The 23,184-nt window shown below is 50.2% G+C and carries 13 protein-coding genes; 8 read left to right on the top strand and 5 right to left on the bottom strand.

From position 1 onward, the window contains the following. Positions 1–102 precede the first annotated feature (102 nt). From IE064_RS14460 to IE064_RS14470, 3 genes are all read left to right on the top strand, one after another. Entirely contained in the window at positions 103–4,539 is a 4,437-nt protein-coding gene (locus tag IE064_RS14460) for an EAL domain-containing protein (protein WP_189618404.1), read from the top strand. A gap of 79 nt (positions 4,540–4,618) precedes the next feature. Continuing rightward, positions 4,619–6,838, top strand: coding sequence for a patatin-like phospholipase family protein (locus IE064_RS14465; RefSeq protein WP_189618462.1), 2,220 nt, complete (start codon positions 4,619–4,621; stop codon positions 6,836–6,838). A gap of 110 nt (positions 6,839–6,948) precedes the next feature. Next, the gene (locus tag IE064_RS14470; RefSeq protein ID WP_189618405.1) at positions 6,949–9,012 is read left to right on the top strand and encodes a M13 family metallopeptidase; all 2,064 of its coding nucleotides are present in this window, start codon (positions 6,949–6,951) and stop codon (positions 9,010–9,012) included. A gap of 84 nt (positions 9,013–9,096) precedes the next feature. Here IE064_RS14470 and hxpB read toward each other — a convergent pair whose 3' ends face one another. Next, positions 9,097–9,786, bottom strand: a complete 690-nt coding sequence (gene hxpB / locus IE064_RS14475) for a hexitol phosphatase HxpB (protein WP_189618407.1) — start codon at positions 9,784–9,786, stop codon at positions 9,097–9,099. A gap of 341 nt (positions 9,787–10,127) precedes the next feature. Here hxpB and acnB point away from each other — a divergent pair, with 341 nt between their 5' ends. Beyond that, on the top strand, positions 10,128–12,725 hold the full coding sequence (gene acnB, locus IE064_RS14480; protein WP_189618409.1) for a bifunctional aconitate hydratase 2/2-methylisocitrate dehydratase: 2,598 nt from the start codon (positions 10,128–10,130) through the stop codon (positions 12,723–12,725). Positions 12,726–12,785: 60 nt separating this feature from the next. On the opposite strand, the gene rsd is transcribed toward acnB, so the two are convergent. Continuing rightward, positions 12,786–13,268 carry a sigma D regulator gene (gene rsd, locus IE064_RS14485; protein WP_133037494.1) on the bottom strand — a complete coding sequence of 161 codons (483 nt, stop codon included), beginning with the start codon at positions 13,266–13,268 and terminating at the stop codon, positions 12,786–12,788. A gap of 467 nt (positions 13,269–13,735) precedes the next feature. On the opposite strand from rsd, the gene hemE reads away from it, so the two are divergent. Together hemE and IE064_RS14495 are read left to right on the top strand one after the other, a co-directional pair. Continuing rightward, the gene (gene hemE, locus IE064_RS14490; protein WP_189618412.1) at positions 13,736–14,800 is read left to right on the top strand and encodes a uroporphyrinogen decarboxylase; all 1,065 of its coding nucleotides are present in this window, start codon (positions 13,736–13,738) and stop codon (positions 14,798–14,800) included. Between the two features lie 136 nt (positions 14,801–14,936). Continuing rightward, entirely contained in the window at positions 14,937–17,600 is a 2,664-nt protein-coding gene (locus tag IE064_RS14495) for a putative bifunctional diguanylate cyclase/phosphodiesterase (protein ID WP_229800067.1), read from the top strand. A 63-nt stretch (positions 17,601–17,663) separates the two neighbouring features. On the opposite strand, the gene purD is transcribed toward IE064_RS14495, so the two are convergent. After that, entirely contained in the window at positions 17,664–18,962 is a 1,299-nt protein-coding gene (gene purD, locus IE064_RS14500; protein ID WP_189618413.1) for a phosphoribosylamine--glycine ligase, read from the bottom strand. Positions 18,963–19,013: 51 nt separating this feature from the next. After that, positions 19,014–20,603, bottom strand: coding sequence for a bifunctional phosphoribosylaminoimidazolecarboxamide formyltransferase/IMP cyclohydrolase (gene purH, locus IE064_RS14505; protein ID WP_189618415.1), 1,590 nt, complete (start codon positions 20,601–20,603; stop codon positions 19,014–19,016). A gap of 303 nt (positions 20,604–20,906) precedes the next feature. Here purH and zntR point away from each other — a divergent pair, with 303 nt between their 5' ends. Both zntR and IE064_RS14515 read left to right on the top strand, forming a co-directional pair. Next, entirely contained in the window at positions 20,907–21,389 is a 483-nt protein-coding gene (zntR, locus tag IE064_RS14510) for a Zn(2+)-responsive transcriptional regulator (RefSeq protein WP_189618417.1), read from the top strand. Beyond that, entirely contained in the window at positions 21,383–22,630 is a 1,248-nt protein-coding gene (locus IE064_RS14515; RefSeq protein WP_133037489.1) for an SO_0444 family Cu/Zn efflux transporter, read from the top strand. Before zntR ends, IE064_RS14515 begins: the two co-directional genes overlap by 7 nt. Positions 22,631–22,729: 99 nt before the next feature. Here IE064_RS14515 and IE064_RS18245 read toward each other — a convergent pair whose 3' ends face one another. After that, positions 22,730–22,852: a hypothetical protein gene (locus tag IE064_RS18245; protein ID WP_268244776.1), complete on the bottom strand. Its 123-nt coding sequence runs from the start codon at positions 22,850–22,852 to the stop codon at positions 22,730–22,732. Positions 22,853–23,184: the final 332 nt, after the last annotated feature.

Below are 23,184 nucleotides of genomic sequence, written 5' to 3' on the forward strand. Positions count from 1 at the left end.
TTTAGCAAAAAAGTATCCGCTGCATTTGTAAATAAAATGTATTTATATGGTATTGTTGCAATCCTCGCTTGATCTTTATCAGTACTTCCGCAGCTGTCTGGAATGAACAAACAAGCTTTAACAATAGTGGTGTGCCTGTGTAGTTGGTTGCTGTTGAGCGCCTTCGCCACCGCCAGTGAGTTGGTACAACGAGTGTTCACTGCCAGAGACGGTCTGGGGAACTCGGCTATCCATGATATGGCCACCGATGACTATGGTTTTGTCTGGTTGGCAACTGAGGAAGGACTGTACCGCGTTAGTAACAATGTGGTTCGACGGGTGGACAACGAGGAGACTCAATCCCGTCTGGATGAAGAATTCTTTGTCTCGGTGACTAAGCTGGATCACCAGCATCTGCTAGCAGTGACTGAGCATAATGCCTACCTTTATGACATCAGCGAAAACGCTTTCCATCGCTTTGGTAGCCCACAGTTATTTCCTGAGTTTGACAGTGGCTCGCTGACGGCCACTGCTGTACTGCCTGATGGCAATCTGTTGTTGCTTTCGGCTGAGGGCAAGCTCTGGCGGTTGTCCCGTGACGCGTCCCACTTGCAAGCGTTATTCATGTTACCTGACAGTGATGATGGTAGCTGGAATCGTCTGTTGTTGCTAAAGGATGGCCGCTTATTGTTGGGCAGTGTTCACCATTTAGCACTCTATGACCAACAAGGGCAAGTCATACAAGACGAGTTGTGGAACGCCAATTCTGGCAGCTATTACAGTTTGTATCAGGACAGTCATCAGCGCGTGTGGATTTCCGGACAGGACGGCTTATACCGACTCAATCTGGATTCGCTGCACCTATCGGTAGTACCACAGATCCCATTTTTGTGTCGTATGGTGTCTGAAGACAGCAATGGCAATCTGTGGGTGGTGATCCGTGGTGGCTTGTTGAAATATTACCCGCAGGAACAGCGTATCGTTTCCTACAAAGATCAGCTAAAACAACGGGCGGGGATCGACAGCCCCAACAAAATACTGATTGATAGCCACGGATTGTTGTGGGTGTCCGGGACGGGTAACCCTCTAGCAATCCTTGCCGAAAAGCCGGCCTTTTTGCTGGATAGCATCACTAATAATGCGGCAGTGGACATAGATACCGTTTGGTCTGTTGCGGCCGATAAACAGTATTTATGGCTTGGCAGTAACGGTGGGATATTCCGTATCAATCTACAGACTAAGGCCGCTGACAGATTTGTGCTTGAAGGGCTCGAACCCAGCGACAGCATCTACCACATTGATGCTATTAGCCCTGAACAGTGGTTGCTGTCCACTACCAACGGTTTGTTTGTGTTTGATAAAGAAGCCAAACGAGGTCATCGTTTGTTTACGTCTGAGCAACCCGATGGCGCCTTGAACCACAAGACTATTTTTAATGTGCTCCATGAAGGCGCGCAGTGGTGGTTTGCCACTAATCATGGACTATATCACTGGGTGCAGGGGGAGAATGTGGAACCGGTGCCTCTGCCAGATATTGCCACTACGCAGAAGCGCCTCATCGTATTTGGCCTCTACCGCGATAAGCAACACCGTTTGTGGGTCGGCGGTAATAAATTCCTGGGTTATTTCAATGCAGACGGTGGCTTTCAACAGGTGGAGGGGCACGATAATGACGTCCTGAAAACCACTATGGTGAATCAGATCCTGCAGATAGATGATGAGCATTTCTGGATTGGCACCCGCAGCAAGGGAATGTTGGAATTCAACCTCAACACGTCAGAAATTCGCAGCCTTGATCAGGCTTGGCAAGTGGACTGTGATGGGGTGTATTTCGTTACCGATACCCAGGATTTCCGCATAGTGGGTTGCCCGAAAAAAATTATCCGACAGCAAAAACAAAGTGGAGAACTGCTGGTGATAGGCGCTACGGATGGTTTGATAGCGCAGGAACTCAACGAGGGAGCGTTCTATTATGACGCTTCTCGCGGTCTGTATGTCGGTACCCCGGAAGGGGTGATGTTGCTTGATGTGCCCAGTATGAAAAACCGCATAGCGGATGTCGGCGTGGTCATGGAGTCAGTATCGGTTTATTACGATAACCGCACCCAGGTGAGCATAGTGCCACATCCAAGCATGCAGATTGCACCGGGGGCCAAGCTTATCAGTTTTCAATTATCCAACAGTAACTTCCTCGGCGAGGCCGCCACCAGTATCAAGTACCGATTAAGTGAACCGGGCCATCACCAACTTGGCAACTACGTGCTGCTGGAAAACCAGTCGCAAATCAATTTGGCTGGTTTGGACGGTGGTGACTACAAGCTGGAAGTTCTCGGGCGGATTAACGGCGTTTGGAATGATACACCGGTCGTGTTCCCGTTTGAGGTGCAGATCCATTGGTGGGAAACCCGTTGGTTCAAGGCGTTGTGGCTGCTGTCATTACTGGCAGCGTTGAGTGGCGTTATTATCTATCGCCACCGACAAGTATCACGTTTTCGTCAAGTAAACCAAGCACTTAAAGAGAGTGATGAGCGGTTGCGGCAGTCGTTGCGTGGCAGTGATTCTGACCTGTGGGAGTGGCATCGGCAAGATAACAGCTTTTACCTCGATAATCACGGCAATGTGCTTGGTATGGATAGTGAGCAGCTCACTATCCGTTTTGGTGGTTTTCCTATACACCCGGACGATCGCCCGCGGGTGGAACAGCAGTGGCAGCAATTGCTCGAGGGCAAGGCCGATAGCTTTGATGCGGAATATCGTTACCTGCGGCAAAATGGCCGCTGGGGCTGGATTAAAGTCAGAGGACGGCCGATAAGTTGGGAACCGGATACCGGTGCAGTGCTGAAAGTGGCTGGTATTTATAGCGAAGTGTCAACGGCAAAACGTCTGGAGAGTGAAGTCAGCCTGCTGGCAAGAGCGTTTGAAAATACCTCTGAAGGGGTGCTGATCCTTGATGCTAATGAGTTCATCGAGGTGGCAAACCATGCCGCAGAAAAGCTGGTAGGGATCAGCCGTCAGGAGATGGCGGGGAAGAAAATTGGCGAGGTGATGTCCTCTGGTGACTCGCTGCCCGCCACCGTTGCGCCGCTACTGCAGCAAAGTAGCTCCTGGACTGGCGAGCGCGAGTTGAAGAGCCGCAATCGCAATAGTTTCCCAGTTTGGCTGAATGTCTCGTCAATGACGGATAGTTTTCAGCAAATTAGACATTATGTTATTGTTTTCTCTGATATTACAGATAGAAAGCAGTCAGAGGCCGAGCTGCGTAAACTGGCCAACTATGATGTGCTAACCGGATTACCCAATCGCAGCCTATTTGCCAATCGCCTAGAGCAAGCCATTGCCCGTGCCAGCAAGGACAACAGCAAATTAGCGCTGTTGTTTCTCGATCTCGACCGCTTTAAGCAAGTGAATGACTACTATGGGCACAGTATGGGCGATGCCTTGCTGGTGGAAGCCTCCAACCGTCTGCAATCTGTGTTGGATGACGGGCAAATTCTTTGCCGTTTCGGTGGTGATGAATTCGTGATCTTGGTCAATACCGGCGACGTTGACCTGATTAATCGCCTGTGTGAGGCATTGTTATCACAGATTGCCAGACCTTTCAGGCTGTATGGCCGAGAGTTTTTTGTCTCCACCAGTATTGGCATCAGTATCTGGCCAGATGATACCGAGCAACCCGAAAATCTCATCAAAAACGCTGATCAGGCGATGTATCACGCCAAAGATCAAGGCCGTGGTAATTTCCAGTATTATTCCCGAGAGCGTAACGCCGAAGCGCTATATCACATGCGTTTGGAAGGTGATTTACGCCGTGCCATTGAAAACAACGAATTTGAACTCTGGTATCAGGGGCAGTTTGATGTTTTGCAAGGCGATAAGTGTATTGGTGCCGAAGCGTTATTACGTTGGTGCCATCCACAGGATGGTTTTATCCCGCCTGATATCTTCATCAAGGTGGCAGAAAGTTGCGGTTTGATTATTGATATTGATCGCTGGGTAATGCAGCGGGCGTGTACGGATGGCGCGCGTTTGTGCCAGCAGTTGAAACACCAGAATTTCAGTATCTCCATCAATGTCAGCGCCGTACATTTCCGGCAACCAGACTTTGTCGATTTTGTGTTGCAGACGCTGCGGCAGACCGGAATGCCGCCACAGCGCTTGACGCTGGAAATTACCGAAGGGGTGCTGATGAAGGAGCTGCAAATTGCGCAGCAGCATTTACAGCAACTACGGCAACACCACATTGAGGTAGCCATTGATGACTTCGGTACTGGATATTCCTCTTTGGCCTATCTGCGAAATTTCCAGGTAAATGCCTTGAAAATTGACCGCTCCTTTCTGACGGATATCGCCTCTAACACCGCCGACCAAGCAATTGTCAGCAGTATTATCGAGCTGGCTCGAAATTTGAAACTCAGCGTGGTCGCCGAAGGCGTCGAATCCAAGGCGCAGTTGGAGCAAGTATTTAGTCGTGGCTGTTATGTTATTCAGGGCTATTACTTTGCCAGACCGGTACCACTGGTGATGCTGGAGCAACAATTTCTGCAATTGAACCCAAGATAAGTCCTCGCTTTGTGGATTTTTTTGCAAGGTATCTCTGTTAAGATATGCCGGTCATTTGCTGAACAGTACTCTTGCCGACATGTCATCACTTTTTCGCCTAATCGCCTTTTGCATTTTGAGTTGTATTTTTAGCGCTGTCGCCGCTGATCGTCCTAAAATCGGCCTAGTATTGAGTGGCGGCGGTGCCAAAGGTGCCGCTCACGTCGGGGTACTGAAAGTCCTCGAAGCGCACCATATTCCCATAGATTACGTTGCGGGAACCAGCATCGGCGCCTATGTCGGTGGCATGTACGCATTAGGCTACAGTGCCAACGAGATCGAAGCTTTGATGATGAAGCAAAACTGGTCCAGCGGTTACTCTGATCTGATCCCCCGTGAGCAACTGGCTTACCGCGAGAAACAAAACCGCGATCAGTACAATATTCCGCTTAACCTCGGCATCCGCGATGGCGAAATGCAGGCCCCAAGTGGCGTCTTGCTCGGGCAAAGTATGTCTCGTCTGTATCGGAACACCACCGGATTAGTGCCGGAATACAGCAGTTTTAACGACTTAGCGATACCGTTCAGAGCGGTCGCTACCGATCTAGAAACCAGTCGCGCAGTCATCCTCAGTCGCGGCAGTTTGGTGCAGGCGATGCAAGCATCGGCCACGGTGCCAGGCGCGCTACAACCGGCGGTGATTGATGGCAAAATTCTGGTTGACGGTGGTATTGCCAACAACATGCCGGTGGACGTGGTGAAATCCATGGGCGCCGATATTGTCATTGCCGTCGATATTGGCTCTGAACTGGTAAAAAAGGATCAGCTCAATGGTGCCGTAGCTGTGCTAAACCAGTTATCCACTATGCTGACGCAAGCAAGCACCGAGCGGCAAAAGCAGTTACTCACTGACCGTGATGTCCTGATCCGGCCGAATATTGATTTGTTGAGTACTACCGATTTTTCCGATATGCCAAAGGCGCTGAAGGCCGGTGAAGTCGCGGCGAGCCGGTTGCTGCCACAACTGCAACATCTGGAAATGTCCGCGGCGGAATATCAGGCTTATGTACAACATAAGAAAGCCATCTCCGGGAAATGGCTGGATAATGTGCAACGGCCAGTGACCCAGATTGTGTATCACAATGATGCCAAAGTCAGTCACTCAATGCTGACGGAAGTACTGGGAATTAAAGTGGGTGATGTAGTTGATAAGCAGCAGTTAGATGATGCTATCAACCGGCTGTACTCATTGGACAAATTTGAGCGAGTGAGTGCGGAATTTGAAGATACCGACGAAGGACGGGTCCTGACCGTCACCACTAAAGCTAAGTCTTGGGGACCGAATTACGTTCAGTTGGGCTTTAACTGGGAAGACGATTTCTCAACCAATTCGGCGGTGACTCTGGATTTGGCACTGACGCTGACAGATTTGACTGAAAATGGCGGTGAATGGCGTAACGAGCTCAAGCTTGGCTTTGAGAAATTGCTGGCAACAGAGTTTTATCAGCCGTTAGATGCTAACCAGAAATCCTATAGCCGTGCCCGCTATCAATATGAAGAAAAAACCTGGGATGTGTTCAATTCTGACGTGCTGTATTACCAGTTGGATCGCAGCAGCCATCGGGCAGATTTGGGGATTGGTTACAACTATCTACCTCAGGGTATTTTGGAGTTGGGCTTAACGGCGGAGTCCGGTCGGCTGTCTAGTCCGGTAATGCTGGGTGACATCGATTTCACCACATACGGTGGCTATTTCAAGTTGGGTTATGACTCACTGGACAACATCAGTTTCCCTACTTCGGGGAACCGCGTGACCTTGAATGTTTTCTTGCGTGATGAAAAATACAACGGTGCTTTGGTTTCTGGACCGGAGCGTTCCTTGCAGATCCAGGCTGACTGGAAAGGGGTTGTCAGCGTGCGCAGCCATTCTTTTGTTGGCAAAGCCTCCTACGCGTCTGTTGATAAAGCAGGCGATGACAACTTTACTATTTATGTGTCTGATCTCGGTGGTTTCCTTAATCTTTCTGGTTATCACAAAGACTCGTTAGCCGGTGCGCAGAAGCTGTTTGGCGCCTTTATCTACCAATACGACTTGGGGCGTGATGCTTTGGGGATGAAAGACTATCCCCTCTATCTGGGAGCCAGTATCGAAGCGGGCAATGTCTGGGGCGTTGGTGAGCATGTGGCGCTGAATGATCTAGTGTATGCGGGCAGCCTCTATTTGGGCACCTATACGCCACTCGGACCTGCTGCTTTGGGCATCGGTGTCAGTGACGATGGGGAGCAGGCCATGTATCTATTCATCGGCAAAAACTTCTGATGCCCGTTTCATAGATCCTTACAAAAATCGGCTACAGACCGGATAGTGGCGATGCTAAGGTGTCAGGCTGCTATCCTTGTTATACTTTTTTACCGGAGAACGGGAACACAATGAATAAAATAAGCACTTTGGCAGTGGGGATTGCCTTAAGCTTGGGATTGGCATCCTGTGCCAGTGAACCAACGCAACCGGTGGCGCAGACACAGGTTGAAGTGAAGAAAGTTTCTGGCATTGAAACGGAAAACTTTGATCCACAAGTACGCTTTCAAGATGACCTCTATTACAGTGTCAACGGTAAGTGGCTGCAGCGCACTAAGATCCCGGCTGACAAATCCAACTATGGTGCTTTCAGTGTCCTCTATGAGAAAAGTCAGGCCGCGTTAAAACAGATTGTTGAAGAAGCCGCGGCTAAACCGGATAAAACCAAAGGCAGTGCCGAGCAGAAAATCGGTGACTTCTACACCGCTTACATGAATACCGCCAAGGTGGAGCAACTGGGTATCGCACCATTGAAAGGCCAATTAGCCGATGTCGCTGCGATTTCCAGTTATGCGGATGTGGCCGGGGTGATGGGCAAGTTGCTCACTTCTGGCAGCAGTATTCCGTTTGGATTTTACGTGAACAACGATGCTAAAAATTCTAGCCAGTATGCGGTTTATCTTTATCAGGCGGGACTGACGCTACCGGATCGAGATTACTACCTGAAAGATGACGCAAAGTTCAGTGCTAACCGTGACGCTATGCGCAAGTATGTACGTGATTTGCTGCATGCTGCTGGCTATGCCCATGCCGACAACGCCGCCGCGAACGTTGCCAATATCGAACTGGCAATTGCCAAAAACCAGTGGACCCGGGTTGAATCACGCGATGCCAACAAAGCCTACAACAAGATGACCGTGGCGCAGATCCAGAAACTGACGGGTAAGTTTGATTTTGCGGCGTTTGTGCTGGGCAGTGGTTTGGCGGGTAAGACCAATGACATCATTGTGCGTCAGCCGTCTTACTTTGAGAAATTTGGGACCGAGTTTGAAAAATTCCCAGTATCGGCATGGAAAGATTATCTGGCGTTCCACTTGGTTGATAGTTACGCCGAACTGTTGAGTAAAAAATTTGCCGATTTGCACTTTGCCTTTCACAGCAAGACGCTGATGGGGATTGAACAGCAAGAACCGCGTTGGAAACAGGCCGTTGACGGTGCTGATAACGTGATAGGCGAACTAGTGGGTAAAGAGTATGTTGCCCGCAATTTCAAACCTGAAGCGAAAGTCCGTATGGAAAGCATGATCCACAACCTGATCAAAGGATTTGAAGTCAGCATCAACGAACTGGAGTGGATGACACCCGCAACGAAAAAAGCCGCCCAAGAAAAACTGTCTAAGTTCACCTACAAAATTGGTTATCCAGATAAATGGAAAGACTATAGCAAGCTGGAGATCAAAGCCGATGAACTGGTAGGCAACTACCAACGTGCCGCCCGTTTTGAGACCCAGCAAATGCTGGACAAAATCGGTAAGCCCGTGGACCGCACCGAATGGCATATGACACCGCAGACGGTAAACGCTTACTACAGCCCAGTGGGTAACGAGATTGTGTTCCCCGCAGCTATTCTGCAACCGCCATTTTTCAATATGGATGCCGATGATGCGGTCAACTACGGCGGGATTGGCGCTGTTATTGGCCATGAGATCAGCCATGGTTTTGACGACCAAGGCGCCAAATACGATGGCAATGGGAACCTGCGTAACTGGTGGACCGATAAAGACCGTGAAGAGTTTCAGAAACGTGGTCAGGCGCTGGCAGCGCAATACAACGCTTTTGAGCCACTGCCTGGAAAACATGTCAACGGTGAGCTGACCTTAGGGGAAAACATCGGAGACCTCGGCGGTTTGACCGTGGCCTTACGCTCCTATCATCTGAGCTTGAATGGCAAAGAAGCACCCGTGATGGATGGTCTGACCGGCGATCAGCGTTTCTTTATCGGCTGGTCTCAGGTGTGGCGCCGTAAATATCGCGACGAAGAGCTGGTGCGCCGTTTGTTGACTGACCCACACTCACCCAGCCATTACCGGGCGATGGGAACCCCACGTAACGTGGAAGGTTTTTACAAGGCATTTGATCTGAAGCCAACTGATAAAGAGTTTTTACCAGAAGATAAACGCGTGAAAATCTGGTAACGGAACTCAGTGATAATAAGTACCAAAGCCAGACCTTGTGTCTGGCTTTTTGCTGGTCCACCTACTTCAGTAGGGTGTTATCAGTTAGCCTGGAGTGCTTTTGCTCTGGTGACACAGGCGTTGCAGCAAGGCAGGTAGTGCCAACAGATCTGTCGCTTGGTGGTGGGCTGCTGCCCAACGCGGATCCTGACGCTGCGACACTGCTGGGACGATCAGCGTTTGCATCCTGGCTGCACGGGCGGCAATCAGGCCGTTAAAGGAATCCTCCACTGCCAGACAGCAACTCGGCGCAACCCCCAGCGCTGCGGCGCAGCGCAGATACACTTCAGGATGAGGTTTACCGTAGGGTAACTGCTCAGCGCTTTGGATAACATCGAAACATTCGCGGATCTGTAATGTGTCCAGCACCGCATCAATAATATCGGTTGAGGAAGAGGTGGCCAGGCCCACCTTCAGGTGATATTGGTGGCATGCGTTTAGGGCTTCATGTACACCGGCCATCGCGGTCGCATCGCGCCGGATGTAGTGGATGACTTGTTCGATAATATAGTCGGCCATCGCCGCGGTATCAAAATCATCGGCTGGGAAGCGTCGATACCAGTATTCTGCCACCTCGTCGATGCGCAGACCGGTAGTTTGCGCAATTTCTTCACGGGAGATGGCAAACCCTTTGCCACTGAGTACGTCAAATTCAGCCTGTTGCCACACAGGCTCGGAGTCGACTAATACGCCATCCATATCAAAAATGACCGCCTGTAGTGGAGACATTTCCATGAGGGATTCCCTATGAACTATTGGTTGTTGGTAGCAGTGTATGACAGACAATGAAGAGTCGAAAACACTACTGTTACTGAATGACGTGACAGTAATTCACTATATTGGACGTAAATGATTAATTTTCAAACTATTGTCTAATATCATTCTTGGATGCCGCACCTTAGTTTATTCTGCGCCCATAAATTTACCCCCACGAATGATGTGGTTCTTGTGTGATCTGATTCATACTTTTGCAAAGCTGTAGTATACTTCTGCGCGGAAAATAAGGGTCGAATCTGTGGGACTGCCCACGCCTGAGCGGGCAGTCGTTAGAGCGCCAAACAAAGAGGAACGTTGCCGTGCTAGAAGCATATCGTAAACACGTTGCAGAGCGTGCTGCCGAGGGTGTTGTCCCCAAACCGCTGGATGCCCACCAGGTAGCCGAACTGGTTGAACTGGTAAAAAATCCACCTGCTGGTGAAGAACAATTTATCCTGGATCTGCTAGAAAATCGTATTCCCCCTGGTGTAGATGAAGCCGCTTATGTGAAAGCTGGCTTTCTGGACGCCGTTGCCAGTGGCTCGGTCACTTCTCCTATCCTAAGTGCTGAACACGCGGTAGAGCTGCTGGGCACTATGCAGGGCGGTTACAATATCGAACCGCTGGTGCGGTTTCTCGATAACAACAAACTCGCGCCATTGGCCGCTAAAGCTCTGTCGCACACCTTGTTGATGTTTGATGCTTTCCACGATGTGGTGGAAAAAATGCAGGCGGGTAACAGCTATGCCAAACAGGTAGTGGAATCTTGGGCTGACGCCGAATGGTTCCTCAGTCGGCCGAAACTGGCCGACAAAATCACCCTCACCGTATTTAAAGTCCCTGGCGAAACCAATACCGATGACTTGTCACCCGCCCCTGACGCCTGGTCACGGCCGGATATTCCACTGCATGCGCTGGCGATGTTGAAAAATGCCCGTGATGGCATTGTACCGGACCAGCCCGGTGCCGTTGGCCCTATCAGCAAAGTGGCAGAGCTCAAGACCAAAGGTTTCCCTCTGGTTTATGTGGGTGACGTTGTTGGTACTGGCTCCTCTCGTAAGTCGGCCACTAACTCAGTGTTGTGGCTGATGGGCGATGACATCCCATTTGTGCCTAACAAACGTGCTGGTGGGTTCTGCTTTGGTGGTAAGATTGCCCCTATTTTCTTCAACACCATGGAAGATGCGGGTGCATTGCCGGTTGAGCTGGATGTTAGCAATATGGAGATGGGTGACATTATCGATGTATACCCATACGAAGGTGTAGTGAAGCGTCACGGCAGTGATGAAGTGATCTCAACTTTTGAGCTGAAAACCGAGGTGTTGCTGGATGAAGTTCGTGCAGGTGGTCGTATTCCGCTGATCATTGGTCGCGGTCTGACAGATAAAGCCCGGGAAACTCTGGGATTAGCTGCTTCCGAGGTATTTGTACGTCCGGCAGTGGTGGCTGATTCTGCTAAAGGTTTCACCCTGGCGCAGAAGATGGTGGGTAAAGCCTGTGGCGTTGCCGGTATCCGTCCCGGCCAATATTGCGAACCCAAGATGACCTCCGTCGGTTCTCAGGACACTACCGGTCCGATGACCCGCGATGAACTGAAAGACTTAGCATGTCTGGGCTTTAGTGCCGACTTAGTGATGCAGTCTTTCTGCCACACTGCGGCTTATCCAAAACCTGTGGATGTGAATACCCATCACACCCTGCCTGACTTCATTATGAATCGTGGCGGCGTATCACTGCGTCCCGGTGACGGAGTCATCCACTCTTGGTTGAACCGTATGCTGTTGCCTGACACTGTTGGTACCGGTGGTGACTCCCATACCCGTTTCCCGATTGGTATCTCATTCCCCGCTGGCTCTGGTCTGGTGGCCTTTGCGGCGGCGACTGGGGTAATGCCGCTGGATATGCCAGAATCAGTGCTGGTACGCTTTTCCGGTAAAATGCAGCCAGGGATCACGCTGCGGGATCTGGTACATGCTATCCCCCATAAAGCGATTGAAATGGGCTTGCTGACCGTAGAGAAGAAAGGTAAGAAAAATATTTTCTCTGGCCGAATTCTAGAAATTGAAGGTCTGCAACATCTGAAAGTAGAGCAGGCATTCGAACTGTCAGACGCCTCTGCGGAGCGCAGCGCTGCGGGCTGTACTATCAAGCTTGATAAAGAGCCGATCATCGAATACCTCAACTCCAACATCGTCATGCTGAAATGGATGATTGCTGAAGGTTATGGCGATCGTCGTACGCTGGAACGCCGTATCAAAGGTATGGAAGAGTGGTTGGCAAATCCGAGCCTGATGTCTGCCGATGCGGATGCTGAATATGCTGCAGTTATCGACATTGACCTCAACGAGATCAAAGAGCCGATTCTGTGTGCCCCTAACGATCCCGATGACGCGCGTCTGTTGTCAGAGGTTGCCAACACCAAGATTGATGAAGTGTTTGTCGGCTCCTGTATGACCAATATCGGTCACTTCCGTGCCACTGGTAAAGTTTTGGATAAGTTTGCCAAGACACTGCCAACGCGGTTGTGGATTGCGCCACCCACCAAGATGGACAAAGATCAACTGACGGAAGAAGGTTACTACGGCATTTTCGGTCGTGCAGGTGCTCGTATTGAAATCCCCGGCTGTTCCTTGTGTATGGGTAACCAGGCTCGCGTCGCTGATGGGGCAACGGTTGTTTCGACATCTACTCGTAACTTCCCGAACCGTTTAGGGACTGGTGCCAATGTGTTCCTAGCCTCTGCGGAACTCGCCGCTGTTGCTGCACTGCTCGGTCGTCTGCCGACTGCCGAGGAGTATCAGGAATATGCCAAAGAGATTGATGCAACAGCCGCCGATACTTATCGTTATCTAAACTTTGATAAGATCGGCTCTTATACTGAAAAAGCGGGGAACGTGATTTTCCAAGCAGCGGTATAAGTTCAAAACGAAGTATCAAACCAAAAGCCAGCGTTAACGCTGGCTTTTTTGTACTGATAACTATACCGCTGGTTGCACAGGCTCGTGACGCTGCAACCAGTAGGCGTATAGTACTTGTAACAGTCTGTCTTCCAACTGCAAGCGGGTTTCCAGTGTATTGACCAGCTCCGCCAGATCATCATCCAGCTCGTACAACATGTCGTCATTTTCCACTTCGGCATACTTATCAATAAAGTCCAGCATAGCGTCAGTGGTTTCCAACAGCTTAGGCATCAGTTGATCCGTGAGCTTTTGCCCTTCAGGAAAAGAATGCATGATTTGGTTGATAACACGGAAGTGACATTCAGAAATGTAATCTACTAGGTGTTCACAAAACAGATGCACCTGCGACACGCTAGGCAGGCTGTTATCGTGTTTGCTGGGAGGAATGCCCGCGAGTTTAAAGTACTGGCTCAGCAATTCTCGTCGGTTGTACAGCCAGCGATCAATCAATCGGCTGGAACCGCCCCATTTTTGTTCTGCCAGTTCGAGCTTTGTCAGCATAATGACACTCCTTCCCCGCCTAGAATAATGTAAATTTAGGCGATTCGGGTCATGCTTGGCAACCTAAACAGATCCGACAAGCGACTAAAGTCTATTCATCAAGCACTTGCTACCGATTTTTGGGTAATAAAAAGCCCAGCAGTAGAGACTACAGCTGGGCGAGGAAAATGTTGACGGGCCCGATGTGGCGAGCTTCTTGATTGTTCTTGCTAGCGCAGGCTTTTTATACCAAAGGGGGGGGGCTGGTGCAACTGTTTTCAGACCAACAAAAGGTCTACTTTTCTTTTTGCCATTGGTTTGTCGCGAGTCCGTGATCTGCGGCAGATTATGCTCATCAGACACATCTTTTCTTTCTGGAAATATCCATGTTTGGGGTCACAGAAATTCGGTTGGGGAGGTTACATTATTGTGGCAAATGCTAAACTACCGCCCCAGCGAATCCCAAATTAACCTGTAGGAACAGCCAAATGGCAGAATTGAAGAACGATCGTTATTTGCGTGCCTTATTGAAACAGCCTGTTGATGTGACTCCGGTATGGATGATGCGTCAGGCGGGACGTTACTTGCCTGAATATCGCGCTACCCGTGCTCAGGCTGGCGATTTTATGGCATTGTGCCGTGATGCTGATCTGGCGTGCGAAGTGACGCTGCAACCATTGCGTCGTTTCAAATTGGACGCTGCAATTCTGTTTTCCGATATTCTCACCGTACCGGATGCAATGGGACTCGGGTTATATTTCGAAGCTGGTGAAGGCCCACGTTTCGAACGTAAAGCTGACTCGATGGCAGCCATCAAGGCATTGGCGGTTCCAGACCCTGAGCAGGAATTAGGGTATGTGATGAAAGCTGTCAGCACCATCCGCCGTGAACTCAAAGGTGAAGTACCGTTAATCGGATTCTCAGGCTCTCCCTGGACCTTGGCAACCTATATGGTTGAAGGCGGTTCCAGCAAGACTTTTGAGCAGATCAAACGGATGATGTACGCTGAGCCTGCAGCATTGCACTTGTTGCTCGATAAGTTGGCCGATGCGGTTACCCTGTACTTAAATGCGCAGATCGCCAATGGTGCACAGGCGGTGATGATATTTGATTCTTGGGGTGGTGCCTTATCCCATACAGCGTATCGTGAATTTTCACTGCGTTATATGCAGAAGATTGTGGATGGTTTGACCCGCGAGGCAGACGGTCGCCGAGTACCGGTGACGTTGTTTACCAAAGGCGGCGGTTTGTGGCTGGAAGCCATGGCGGAGAGTGGTTGTGATGCGCTGGGGCTGGACTGGACCATCGATATTGCCGAAGCACGCCGTCGCGTGGGTGATAAGGTGGCATTACAGGGCAATATGGATCCTTCCATGCTATATGCGCCTATCCCACGGATTGAAGAAGAAGTTGCCAGTATTCTCGCCGGATTTGGTGAAGGTTCAGGCCATGTATTCAACTTAGGCCACGGCATTTCACAGCATGCAGATCCCGCCCATGCTGAGGCGTTTGTGAATGCGGTACACGAGATGTCACGCAAGTACCATAAATAATTGGACGTTATAAATTAAAGGCCCGTTCGCGGGCCTTTATTGTTTAATTATATTAGAGTTCACACTTTTTCGATTTCTGCAAAAACGCTGTTGATTCCAATGCGCTAAATCAAAAAAAATCCTTCCTCAATCAGGCATGATGCGCTGGTTTTTTGTCGGCCAGTGTTGCTTGCATCAGCTTAGCTCACGGCCTTGCCACTGGTTATTTAGCACCATGTATATCGGCAATCGGATTCGGCTTTTTATTGGTGCATTCTGCATCCCAGCGTTGCTAGCAGCAACCTATTGTCTGCATCTATGGTTTCAGCATGGTATGCAGTTACATCAGCAGCAGATGTTGCTGCAGGATGTCACTCGCATCCAGCAACGTATCAACGCAGATCTGTTGCGGCTGCAGCAATTGTTGATGTTGTACGCACCCATGACGGAACAGTCAGAGGTGAAGCGTGCCTGGGAACCGTTGCTGGGCGGGCATGGTATCAATTTGTTTATCTTCCGCCAGCAGTTGCAACAGGTACTGGGCGGCCAGTTTCCGACGGCAAGACAACTGTCAAGTCAGTTACAGCATCCCACCTGGCTGGAATCGCAAGGTGGCGGTATTTTGTTTATTGACCAGCAACCCGTAATGCTGGGGTATTTGCATCTGTCGGATGGACAGTTGTTGTTGGCCACACATTGGTTGAATCCAAATTATCTGCAGGCTTTAGAAGGTGAGAACATTGTCGAGCTAAGACAACTACAACCCTTTAGTGCTCTGCCACAATCGCATCCGACCACCTTTAGTCAGCAATTATCTTTACCTTCGTTAGGCCGTGACTTGGTCATGCTGGAAGTCCGCATGCCGTCACAACCGACATCATTGATGCAATGGCATAACCTGCCAGTTTTGATCATCCTGCTGGGAGCGGCTTTGCTGGTGTTACTAGGCTATGGGTGGTTGCGCTTTAAATTGCTAGCGCCATTTTCACGGCTGATGGCGGAACTGGAGCAGATAGACCCGAGTGCGCGTAGTCCCAAGCGGTTAAGTGGTGAGGGCGGTGCCGAATTTGCAGTGTTAGCGGATCGGATCAATGAGTTATTGCTGCGTAACAGTCGTCACAAAGAGCGCTCTCGTATCACCTTGGAATCTATTGCTGAAGCGGTGTTGCTTACCGATCGTCACGCTCGCATCATTTATCTCAACCCCCAGGCTGAAAAATTACTCGGTATCGGCCGACGACAGGCATTAAAGGCGACACTCGGAGAACTGTTCGACAGTGCCAATAGTTTGGATGCTGAAATCAAACAGTTTATGTCGACCGGAAGCCGACAGGCCGAGCACCGCAAGATGAAGTTGGTATTGTCAAAGCCGCAAATCCTCGACCGCGCCTTGAGTAATCTATGCGATGCAGATGGTGAAATTATCGGTTCTGTCATTGTGTTACGTGACATCACTGAAGAGGAACAACTGAAACAACAGTTACAGCGCAAAGCCGCTTATGACACCACTACCGGTTTACTGAATCGCGGCGCTTTCGAAGAACAACTCCCACAGTTTGTGGCACATGCGCGCTCGTTAGCCGTGTGTTATCTGGATTTGGAGCAGTTTAAGCTGATTAACGATAACTGCGGCCATGATGCGGGCGATAGGATGCTGGGGCTGGTGGCAAAAACCATTGCGGCTGAAGTGACAGGTCAGGAACTGCTGGCGCGTCTGGGAGGGGATGAATTTGGCTTGGTCATTCGCGACCGCACGCCTGTTGATGTTACTCGGCTGCTGAAGCGGATAACACAGCAGGTACACTTACAGACCGTGCATCATCAAGGGATCCATTATCGGGTTGGTGTGAGCATTGGTGTGGCGTTTTGCCAGAATGACTCCCGCTGTGTGGATGAATTGCTTAAAGATGCTGATATCGCCTGCATTGCCGCCAAACGTAAGGGGTGCAACCAGATCCACATCTTTGATTGTCATAATCAGGAATTAGCTTACGAGCGCAACGCTCCCCAGTGGGCGTTACGTATCACCCGCGCTATTGAAGCGCATGAGTTATTGCTGTACTTCCAACCCATTCGTAATCTGAATGGCCGTAGCCAGCGGCAACGGCTGGAGATTTTGTTGCGTATTAAAGGGGATAACGGTCGAATTTTACCACCCGCACAATTTATTGCCGCGGCCGAGCGTTTCAAGCTGATGCCTGAAGTAGATCGAGAAGTGATCCGTATGGCTTTTGATTGGCTGGCGATGCATCGGTCGTTGAGCCAAGAAATTTCCATGTCTATCAACCTGTCCGCTAACAGTCTGGGGGCCGACGGGATGCTGGAATACATCGCCGAGCAGCAGGAGTTGTACGCAATTCCCAGCCACTGTATCTGTTTCGAAATCACTGAAACCAGCGCCATCCAGAATCGGCAACGGGCGATGGAAATGCTCAAGGCCATGCGTAAATTGGGATTTTCGCTGGCGCTAGATGATTTTGGCAGTGGCTTTGCTTCATACGGTTATCTGCGTGAGTTGCCGGTGGATTATGTGAAAATTGATGGTTGTTTTGTACGTCAACTAGCGGGGAATGACCGCGATTATGCCATTGTGAAATCGATCCATGATGTGTGTCGTACCATGGGGATTGAGACGGTTGCGGAGTTTGTCGAATCTCAGGCGATTATCGATAAACTCAATGAGATAGGCATTGATTATGCGCAGGGCTATGCCATCGGCTATCCTAAACCCTTACAACAGTTTAGCTTGCTAGGCACAGGATTGCGGTTGGTGAAGGCTAACACAACTGCAACAGACATCGAGGCCGCCACCAGTGTCTAGCGGAAAAAACCGAAGCGAGCGCTTCGGTTTTTGCGGTGACAGTGTTATCGGGGGCTGTTGCGATTACTGCTGTTTTTCGCGGGCAATAGCCCGATAACCGATATCGGTACGGAAATACACATCATCCCAGTGAATTTCTTCCACCAGCGCATAAGCGGCTTTCTGCGCTGTGGTGACTGTGTCTCCCAGCGCGGTAGCACATAGCACCCGACCACCGTTGGTTACCACATGGCCGTCTTGCATTTTTGTCCCGGCGTGGAACACTTTCGCAGTCGCATTGCCGAGGCTCAATCCCTCAATCACATCACCTTTGCGATAGTTGTCTGGATAGCCACCAGCAGCCAAAACCACGCCAACTGCCGCACGGGCATCGTACTCAGCCGTTACCTGATCTAACTCACCACGACAGGCCGCTAAGCACAAAGACACCAGATCAGATTGCAACCGCATCATAATGGGCTGGGTTTCTGGATCGCCGAAACGGCAGTTGTATTCCAGCACTTTGGCGGTGTCATCGGCAGCAATCATTAGCCCGGCGTACAGGAAACCAGTATATACGTTACCTTCCGCGGCCATGCCATCAACAGTCGGGCGGATGACATTCGCCATGACCCAGTCGTGGATCTCTGGCGTAACCACTGGCGCTGGCGAATAAGCCCCCATGCCACCAGTATTGGGGCCATGATCGGCATTATCGCGGGCTTTATGATCCTGACTGGTCGCCATAGGCAGGATATGTTCGCCATCCACCATCACGATAAAACTGGCTTCTTCACCTTTAAGAAACTCTTCGATGACCACTCGGGAGCCCGCTTCCCCGAATTTATTCCCCGCCAGCATATCATCAATGGCAGCATCGGCTTCAGCCTGATCCTGCGCGATGATGACGCCTTTCCCGGCGGCCAGACCATCAGCTTTGATAACAACAGGAAATCCTGTCTGGGCTGCCAGCTCAGCGGCAAAGATTTTTGCCGGAGCAATGTCAGTAAAGTTCTGATAAGCGGCGGTAGGAATATGGTGCCGAGCCAGAAAATCCTTAGTGAAAGCCTTAGATCCTTCCAGTTGTGCGGCGGCTTGGGTTGGGCCAAAGATAGTCAGACCTGCCGCACGAAATGCATCAACCACACCGATGACCAGCGGTGCTTCCGGGCCAACTATGGTCAGTGCTATTTGTTCGGCTTTGGCGAAAGCCAGCAATTGCGCAACATCGGTAGCCGCTATGGCAACGTTTTCCAGCTTAGGTTCCAGGGCGGTACCGGCATTTCCTGGTGCTACAAATACTTTTGCTACTTCTGCAGACTGCGCGGCTTTCCAGGCCAGTGCATGCTCACGGCCACCATTGCCAATCACAAGTACTTTCATCTATTACATCCTTAATGTTGTCAGTGGGGAGCTTGCTCCCCTGGCAAGTCATCAATGGCGGAAATGGCGCATGCCAGTAAATACCATTGCCATACCGTGTTCGTCAGCTGCCGCAATCACTTCTTCATCACGGATGGAGCCCCCGGGCTGGATGATACAGCTGATCCCTGCCGCTGCGGCGGCATCAATACCATCACGGAACGGGAAGAAGGCGTCCGATGCCATCACTGAGCCTTCAACCACTAAACCTTCGTCAGCGGCTTTAATCCCGGCAATTTTGGCACTGTAAACCCGGCTCATTTGTCCGGCGCCCACACCGATAGTCATGCCTGCCTTGGCGTATACAATAGCATTGGATTTAACGAATTTAGCGACTTTCCAGCAGAACAACAGATCTTGCAACTCCGCCGCTGTTGGTTGGCGTTTGCTGACCACTTTCAGGTCAGCTTCGGTTGTTTTGCCCTGATCGCGATCTTGGATCAGCAAACCACCATTGACCCGTTTGTAATCATAACCTGTGGTTGCGTGCTGCCATTGACCACATTCCAACAAGCGCACATTGGCTTTCTTGGCCACGATATCGCGGGCGGCCAGGCTCACTGCCGGGGCAATAATCACTTCCACGAACTGACGTTCAACGATAGCCGAGGCAGTGTCACCATCCAATTCACGATTGAAAGCGATGATGCCGCCAAAGGCAGAAGTGGGGTCGGTTTGAAACGCGCGGTTATAAGCTTCCAGCAGATTATTGCCCAGCGCTACGCCACAAGGATTGGCATGTTTTACGATAACACAAGCAGGTTCTTCAAACGCTTTAACGCATTCGAGTGCTGCATCAGTATCGGCAATATTGTTATACGATAACGCTTTACCTTGCAGTTGTACGGCGGTTGCCACTGAGGCTTCGTCAATGTTGAGATCGGTGTAGAAGGCCGCACGCTGGTGGCTGTTTTCGCCGTAACGCAAATCTTGCTTTTTCACCAGTTGTGTATTGAAGGTACGAGGGAACTTGGAGTCAGCTTCACAATGATCTTTGCTGTGCGCTGGCACCATAGTGCCAAAATAGTTGGCAATCATGCCATCGTAGGCGGCCGTGTGCTCAAACGCAGCAATGGCTAAATCAAAGCGAGTTGCCAGTGTCGTAGCACCGTTGTTGGCTGCCATCTCTGCCAGTACACGCCCGTAATCGGCAGCATTCACTACAATCGTGACATCTTTATGGTTTTTAGCCGCAGCGCGCACCATTGTCGGGCCACCAATATCGATGTTTTCCACGGCATCTTCCAGCGTACAACCGGCCTTGGCAACTGTGGCAGCAAAAGGGTAGAGGTTGACAACTACCAAATCGATAGGGCTGATGTGGTTATCAAGCATCACCTGTTCATCTACACCGCGACGGCCGAGAATACCGCCATGAACTTTCGGATGCAGGGTTTTCACGCGGCCATCCATAATTTCTGGATGGCCGGTATAATCGGAGACTTCAATAACCGGCACGTGATGGTCGGCCAGTAGGCGAGCGGTGCCACCGGTAGAAAGTAATTCTACCCCTTGCGCATGCAAGGCTTGGGCAAATTCGAGGATTCCGGTTTTATCTGAGACGCTGAGCAGCGCGCGACGAATAGGTCTGGCAGTAGTCATTTGGGTACAGTTTCCACATTAAGATATTGCAAAGAACTTTAGCAAAATTATAAAAATCATCTTGTTAAGATTATAACTTTGCCAAAGCCCTTCCTACGCAAAGCGCTAGGGGAGAACGCCAGAGGCGGTATTCTAACGCAAATCCCCCCTTGGCGTTGTTTTTTATGCCGAACAACACATGCGTCTCTGGCGAACGACATTGTATAATCTTAACTGGTAAATGAGAGTGATTTTCAGTTAAAATCGCTTGACCTTGGATTAAACTCCAAGGTTTATACTGAGCGGGTTCTGACAGGAGGGGTTATGTACCGGATTGGCGAACTGGCGAAAACCTGTGGCATAAATACCGATACGCTGCGATTTTACGAAAAACATGGTTTGCTAGCGCCGTCAAAGCGCACAGTATCAGGTTACCGGGTTTATAGCGCAGATGATGCGGCACGGCTGCAGTTTATCCTAAGAGCAAAAGCGGTGGGTTTTAGTTTGAGTGAGATTGCCGATCTGCTTTCTATTGAATTGGATAAGGCTAACTGGGCTTGCAGTGATGTCAAAACGATGGTCGATGACAAACTACTCCAGGTGAAACAGCGGATTGCAGAGCTTGAACGTTTTCGGCGTTCATTACAGATTCTCTCTGACACCTGTTGCGGCGGCCCCGCTAGTGCAGAACATTGTTCAATTTTACAAGCGCTGGAGTCCTGTGATGTGTCGCGCAGTGAACGACTGCTGGATAAAGAGACACATACTCATCATCACGCTCCGGTTCAGGGTGATTGCAAATGTTGATGAATAATTTTATTGCGCTGTTTATGGAGTCTGCGCCTTGGCTGTTATTGGGCTTGTTTCTGGCGGGCATACTGAAAATGTTTGTGCCAATGAGCTGGATGCAACAACAGTTGGGGGGGCATGGGCTAGGTAGCACAATTAAAGCGGCGTTGTTAGGGGCGCCATTACCACTGTGTTCCTGTGGCGTTATTCCTGCGGCGGTTGGTTTACGACGTAGCGGTGCTTCTAAAGCCGCCACCACGTCATTTCTGGTGTCTACGCCAGAAACGGGCGTTGACTCGGTGACTGTTTCGTACGTGTTGTTGGGCCCATTCATGGCGGTGGTGAGGCCCATTGCGGCGGTGTGCAGTGCCATCGTTGCCGGATTATTAGTTGGTCGGGACGAAGAGGTTGCTGCAGTTCAGCATAAGGTGCCTTCTTTTAAACCTGCCGCCGCAGTCAAGTTTTCTCCGCTCTCATCGGCAAGTTGCTGTAGCAATACTGTAAGTTCCTCCTGCTGTGCGCCAGTCAAACCTCAACAGGAGAGTTGTTGCTGTGCATCAACATCAAACGGCGAGAGCGGTTGCAATGAGCATGAATCGAATTATCAAGCGCTGTTGCAGGATAATTGTGGTTGTAGCAGCACCAGTAACAGTTGTTGTGGAGAGACGCAACCGACTGAAAATTTATCATTCTTCAGTAAGCTCTGGCTTGGGATTAAATATGCGGCAACGGATCTGGTGGCGGATACTGCATTATGGCTGCTGGTAGGGTTGTTTTTTGCCGCGCTGGTCACGACTTATGTGCCAGCAGATTTTCTGGCACGCTGGGGAGATGGTGTGTTTGCCATGCTAGTCATGGTGTTGGTGTCTATCCCGATGTATATCTGTGCCACTGCGTCTACGCCAATTGCCGCTGGCTTGTTGTTGGCTGGTGTTTCTCCTGGGGCGGTGCTGGTGTTCATGCTCGCTGGCCCTGCCACTAACATTGCCACATTAGGTATCGTCACCAGAGAACTCGGGCGCAGGGCGCTGTATGGCTATCTTGGTGGAGTGCTTGGGGTGGCATTGGTCAGTGGCATTATTGTGAACTATCTGGTGGCGACCTTTGGCTTTGAAGTCATGCCGCAGATTGGCGCGGAACACGAAGTGTTACCTCAGACGTTAGTGAATTATTCAGCGTTATTGCTGGCGGTGCTAATGGCTAAAGCGGTATACGACAAGGTGCCTCGCCGTTGGTTACGGCGTGATTGTTGCTCGTAAATGCTTATCTGGTTAAAAAGAAAGGCACTCATTGAGTGCCTTTCGTGATCCTGTCGCCGATTAGCGGCTGCAAAATTATTAGTTTCATTGACAGAGGTATCAGCTGTTATCTATCGGATTATTTCTGGCCTGCCGTTTTGCTTCTTTGGCTGCCCTTTTTTCCTTCATACTCATCTGGGGCTTTTTCTTCTGTTCTTTGCTGCTGTTGTGTTCTTTACTCATGGTTTTCCTTCCGTATCTACTTTAGGAGAAACCGGGGGAATATTACTGGCCGAGATGCCATTTCCCGACGATTTCAAGACTCACCTGACAGCTGGTGGTACCGCTTGCTTTACGGCACTAATGAAACCAGTTGCATCGACAGCCTTCTGTCGATAAGTTTCATTCTACGCCGCCTCCCAGAAACTGGCGCGTTACCGCAATAGAATAATTTCTAATAAACAGTATTTTCTTGATAAGTGAAAAGACTTAAAAATTGACGGTTTTGCTGAATATTTCAATGATTGTTGCATTGGCGTAACAGTGAGTAAGTAATCGACTGTCTAATCAATTTT

Source organism: Shewanella fodinae, assembly GCF_014651955.1.
GTDB lineage: Bacteria > Pseudomonadota > Gammaproteobacteria > Enterobacterales > Shewanellaceae > Shewanella > Shewanella fodinae.

What these genes read in the sequence shown, in the direction of transcription:
- zntR (WP_189618417.1), top strand. Translation starts at nt 20,907, where the DNA reads ATGTACCGGATTGGCGAACTGGCGAAAACCTGTGGCATAAATACCGAT.
- hemE (WP_189618412.1), top strand. Translation starts at nt 13,736, where the DNA reads ATGGCAGAATTGAAGAACGATCGTTATTTGCGTGCCTTATTGAAACAG.
- IE064_RS14515 (WP_133037489.1), top strand. Translation starts at nt 21,383, where the DNA reads ATGTTGATGAATAATTTTATTGCGCTGTTTATGGAGTCTGCGCCTTGG.
- purD (WP_189618413.1), bottom strand. Translation starts at nt 18,962, where the DNA reads ATGAAAGTACTTGTGATTGGCAATGGTGGCCGTGAGCATGCACTGGCC.
- rsd (WP_133037494.1), bottom strand. Translation starts at nt 13,268, where the DNA reads ATGCTGACAAAGCTCGAACTGGCAGAACAAAAATGGGGCGGTTCCAGC.
- IE064_RS14470 (WP_189618405.1), top strand. Translation starts at nt 6,949, where the DNA reads ATGAATAAAATAAGCACTTTGGCAGTGGGGATTGCCTTAAGCTTGGGA.
- purH (WP_189618415.1), bottom strand. Translation starts at nt 20,603, where the DNA reads ATGACTACTGCCAGACCTATTCGTCGCGCGCTGCTCAGCGTCTCAGAT.
- IE064_RS14465 (WP_189618462.1), top strand. Translation starts at nt 4,619, where the DNA reads ATGTCATCACTTTTTCGCCTAATCGCCTTTTGCATTTTGAGTTGTATT.
- hxpB (WP_189618407.1), bottom strand. Translation starts at nt 9,786, where the DNA reads ATGGAAATGTCTCCACTACAGGCGGTCATTTTTGATATGGATGGCGTA.
- IE064_RS14460 (WP_189618404.1), top strand. Translation starts at nt 103, where the DNA reads ATGAACAAACAAGCTTTAACAATAGTGGTGTGCCTGTGTAGTTGGTTG.
- IE064_RS14495 (WP_229800067.1), top strand. Translation starts at nt 14,937, where the DNA reads ATGATGCGCTGGTTTTTTGTCGGCCAGTGTTGCTTGCATCAGCTTAGC.
- IE064_RS18245 (WP_268244776.1), bottom strand. Translation starts at nt 22,852, where the DNA reads ATGAGTAAAGAACACAACAGCAGCAAAGAACAGAAGAAAAAGCCCCAG.